The sequence below is a fragment of the Streptomyces sp. NPDC002690 genome (assembly GCF_053592415.1).
This window is the reverse complement of record NZ_JBSFVR010000512.1, coordinates 1-3,987: the sequence shown is the minus strand read 5'-3', so window position 1 is coordinate 3,987 and position 3,987 is coordinate 1. Positions and strand designations below refer to the sequence as shown.

The window sequence follows — 3,987 nt, the reverse complement described above, 5'->3', positions numbered from 1 at the left end:
CCACCACGTTGGTACCGACGTTGCGCACGGCGGTGAGGCCGAAGAGGATCACGTCGTCACCCTGGGCGGCGAAGTTCCCGCGACAGCCGTCCCGAGACGGACCGCCGTGACGTCGAGGACCGCGAGGACGCACGGGCCGAGGCCCGCGAACCGGCCGGCGAGGAGGCCGAACCGCCGCGCGCCGCACCGGCGATCCCGGTGGGCGGCGAGGCGACCATGCCGTCCGGAGAGACGACGGGGGCCAGGCCGCAGGTGTCGCAGTACAGCTCCCCCTCGCCCATGTCCTCGTAGGAGCCCTCGCACGTGGGGCGCTGGCACCGGGTACTCATCGTGTCTCCCCCTCGTCGCGTGGCCGGTCCTCGGGCGAGGACGTCCGGCTCGGCGCCATCATCTCGGTGGCCGTGTGCTGGTAGCGCAGCACCGCCTGACCGGCGACCCGCAGATCGCAGGGCGCGCTCCACAGCATCCGGCGGGCCGCGTCGTACCGCTCGATCAGCAGCGGGTCCTCCGCGAGCCCGTGCCGCGCCACCTTCGCGCGGTACGCGTCGAGCCGGCCACGCAGCTCCGCCCGCACGGCGAGCGGCGCGGTGACCGAGGTCAGCGACTCGCGGGCGCGCAGCAGCTCTTCCTCCGCCTCCCGCTCCAACTGTTCGAGCAGCGGCGGGAGCCGGTGCCAGCGGGCGTGCCTGCGGTGCTCGGAGGCGGCGGCCAGCCGCTCCTGGAGCGCGGTCGGCGGGCCGCTGACCGCGGGCACCTCCGAGGCCGCGATCTTCGCCAGCACCTCGACCCGGGCGACCCGTGCCTCGGCCAGCGTGCGGTCGGCGCGCGACAGCACGTCCCGCAGCCGCGCGAGCCGGTGTTCGGCGTCCTGCCGGACGGCGAGGACCGCTTCGATCTCCCGGCGTACCTCCTCCAGCGCGCGGGCCGCCCGGTCGTACCGCGCGGTGTCCGCGCGACCGCCGCCCGGCGCCGCGCTGCCGGAGCCCGGCAGCCAGAACGCCAGCGGGTCGGCGATGACCTGGGCCCGCAGCCCGGCCAGCTCCTGGGTGATCGACTCCAGGTCGTCGCCGGACGGGTGCTCGCCCGGCCTGACCCCCACGGAGTGGGCCAGTGAGCGGGTGCGGTGGAGTTCGGCGGCGAGCAGGTCGATCCGGGCGGGCAGCGCCGACCAGACGGAGTCGGAGGCCACCACCATGTCCAGCGAGCGCGCGTAGAGCGTGTTCATCCGGCCCACCAGCTCCTCCAGCGAGAAGCGCTCGGCGAGCCGGGCCGGTCCGGCGATCGAGGGATCGGGCGCCACCGCTCCGTGCGCCACGGTGATCTCCCGGCCCCGGAGCAGCCCGGTCAGGGTCTCCAGGTCGTCCCGGCTGGGGTGCCGCCTGCGGGCGCGCACCGCGCGCGCCTCACCGAGCGCGTCCGCGTACGCGTCGAAGTACCCCCAGAGCAGGGTGATCGACCGCTCGGTGGTCGCCCAGCGCTCCTTGGTCACCCCGGTCAGGTCGGCACCTTCCAGGAGACGCCTGCCCGCGTGGTCCTGGAGGGCGAGCAGCGAGGTCTCGATCGCCTCGTGCTCCGCGCCGAGCCGGGCCAGCGCACGGTCCGCCTCGTCCCGGTCCATGACCGGTCCCGGGGGCCTTGCCGCGTAGCCGGGGAAGGGTCCCGCGACGCCCATCGCTCACCTCTCCGCTCTCGCCGACGGCCCGTGGGCCCGCCGGGATCAGTTGCTCCGGTACGTGGGCGCCGGGGGCGCCGTGATGCCGGGCAGTCCGGCCTCCAGCCACGTGCGGTACGAGCGCATCCACGGGCTCCCCGCACCGCCGCCGCGGTAGTCCGCCAGTACCTGGTTGACCCGGGCCACCAGGTCGTCGGAGCCGAGCTTGGCGGCGACACCGTAGTACTCCGTGGTGAACGGGCCGCCCTTGAGCTCCACCGTCGGGTCCTGGGCCACCTGGCCCGCCGCCAGCGCGTTGTCCGTCACCACGGCGTCCACCTCGCCGAGCTGGAGCCGTACCAGGCAGTCGAGCTGGCTGGGGACGGTCAGACGGTCCTCGTCCTCGGCGGTGCCGTCGTGCGCGTCCTCGAAGACCGCGCCGTACGACTGCTTCTTCAGGGCCTCGTAGGCGGTGGAGCCCTCGGCGGTGCAGACCCGCTTCCCGCGCAGCGAGGCGTTGTACCCGGTGATGTCCGAGGCCACCGGGGCGAGCACCTGCTGACCCGCCTGGAAGTAGGCGGTGGAGAACGCGACCTGCTTCAGCCGCGCGCAGTTGATCGTCATCGTCCGCACCACCACGTCGACCCGGCCGCTCTCCAGTGCCGCGATCCGCTGGCTGGTCGGGATGGCCCGGAAGACCACCTTGGAGGAGTCGCCGAGGATGTCCTGGGCGATGGCCCGGACGAGGTCGATGTCGAAGCCCTCCAGCTTCCCGGTCGCCGGATTGCGGTACCCCCAGCGGTAGCTGTTCTGGTCCACCCCCGCGATGAGCTTGCCGCGCTCCTTGATCCGCGCGACCCCCGGCCCGTCGGTCCGGGACGGCGGCAGGCTGGCCTCCGGCTTCTCGCAGGTGTCCGCGCGCACCTGGGTGGCAGGTACCGCGCCCGGCCCGGAGCCGCCGGCCGAGGAGCCGGAGGTCTCCCGCCCGAGCGGCAGCAGGGCGAACAGGGCGGTGAGCACACAGGCCACGGCCATCGCCGTCACCCCGCCCCAGCCGCGCAGGCCGCCCCTGCCGGTCCGGGGCCGTGTGCGTGTCCGTGACATCGGGGTCCCTCCTCCCGCTCCTGCCTCCGCAGGCTCGTCGACCGGCCCTGGTGCTCGCTCGTTCACCGGTACTCCCCGAGTCTCCGGCCGGTCCCCGTGATCGCGGCGACCGCTCCCAGCAACGCCAGGACCCCCGCCCCGGCCGGCAACCCGTCCAGTGCGCCGCGGCCCTTCCCGGCCGCCGCGTCGAACTGCTCCTGCTCGTGGGCCAGGGCCTTCTCCAGGGCGGCGTCCACCTTCGAGAAGCACTCGCCGGTGGAGTCCTTCGCCCCGATGACCAGGGCGAGCGCGCCCTCGTAGTCCCCGCCGTCGTCGGTCTCGCGGGCGTCGGCGTGGCGCTTCTGCCACTCCGTCACGCTGCCGACGGCGGTCGCCACCGGGGTGCTCCCGAGGTCGTCGTCCGCCAGCTTCCCCGCCCTGTCCAGCTCGGTACGGAGCGTGTCCATGTCCGAGGCGTAGTCGGTCTGGTACTGGTCGGCCGAGCCGTCGGCGGTGAGCACCGCGCCCCGGGCGACCAGGGTGAGGTTCTCGTTGGCGCGCGCCTTCAGGGAGGCGATCCGTGCGTCGTTCAGCACGTCGAGGGACGCCTGGCCGTTCGCCATGGCGTCGTGCAGCTCCGTCCTGGCCAGCGTCTGGCCGACGGCCAGCCACACCAGTACGGCGGCGGTCGCGGCGGTCGCGGCGAGCAGCCCGCGACTGAAGACCCGGTTGGTCCGGCGGTAGTCGCGGCGCTGGGCCCAGACCAGCACCGCCAGCGCCAGGAACCCGGCGGCGAGGGCGACCAGCGGCCACTGCCGGGCTTCGCGCTGGTCCGCGTCGAGCCGGCCGGTCTCCGCCACGTACAACCGCTCGGCGGCGGGGAGGAGTTCGCCGCTCATCTTCTGGTTGGCGTACCGGAGGTAGGCGCCGCCCAGCGGGAGCCCGAGGCGGTTGTTGGCGCGGGCCCGTTCGACCAGGCCGGTGTAGACCGGGAGGAGCTCGTTCATCGTGCGGATCTCGCGGCCGGAGGAGGTGCCGGCCTCCGTGTTCGCCGCCGCCTTCACCAGCAGCCGCGAGGCGTTCTCGATGTCCTTCGTGTACTGCGCGCGGACGCTCGAAGGCTCTTCGGTGCCCGCGAGGAAGCCGCTCGCCGCCATCGTGTCGCGACCTGGGCAGCCGGGCCGCGCTCGCCGGACACGAGTCGGACCTGGTCTGGTACCCGGCCGAGGTCAACACCTCGATCCGCCCCGGCT

Annotated in this window: 2 protein-coding genes and 2 pseudogenes; all 4 read right to left on the bottom strand. The window is 74.3% G+C overall.

Features of this window, described 5'->3' with window-relative positions; translation table 11 throughout:
* Positions 1-71: 71 nt before the first annotated feature.
* Positions 72-329, bottom strand: a pseudogene (locus ACWD3D_RS34330) (hypothetical protein); the annotation flags it as partial.
* Entirely contained in the window at positions 326-1,672 is a 1,347-nt protein-coding gene (locus tag ACWD3D_RS34325; protein WP_451464614.1) for a hypothetical protein, read from the bottom strand. The pseudogene ACWD3D_RS34330 and the gene ACWD3D_RS34325, both read right to left, overlap by 4 nt.
* A 45-nt stretch (positions 1,673-1,717) precedes the next feature.
* Complete coding sequence (locus tag ACWD3D_RS34320; protein ID WP_451464613.1) at positions 1,718-2,755, bottom strand: glutamate ABC transporter substrate-binding protein; 1,038 nt, start codon at positions 2,753-2,755, stop codon at positions 1,718-1,720.
* 62 nt (positions 2,756-2,817) lie between these two features.
* Positions 2,818-3,897: pseudogene (locus ACWD3D_RS34315) on the bottom strand (hypothetical protein); the annotation flags it as partial.
* Positions 3,898-3,987: the final 90 nt, after the last annotated feature.

Excerpts from the sequence above, each read along its gene's own strand:
- ACWD3D_RS34325 (WP_451464614.1), bottom strand. The coding sequence starts at position 1,672 with ATGGGCGTCGCGGGACCCTTCCCCGGCTACGCGGCAAGGCCCCCGGGA.
- ACWD3D_RS34320 (WP_451464613.1), bottom strand. The coding sequence starts at position 2,755 with ATGTCACGGACACGCACACGGCCCCGGACCGGCAGGGGCGGCCTGCGC.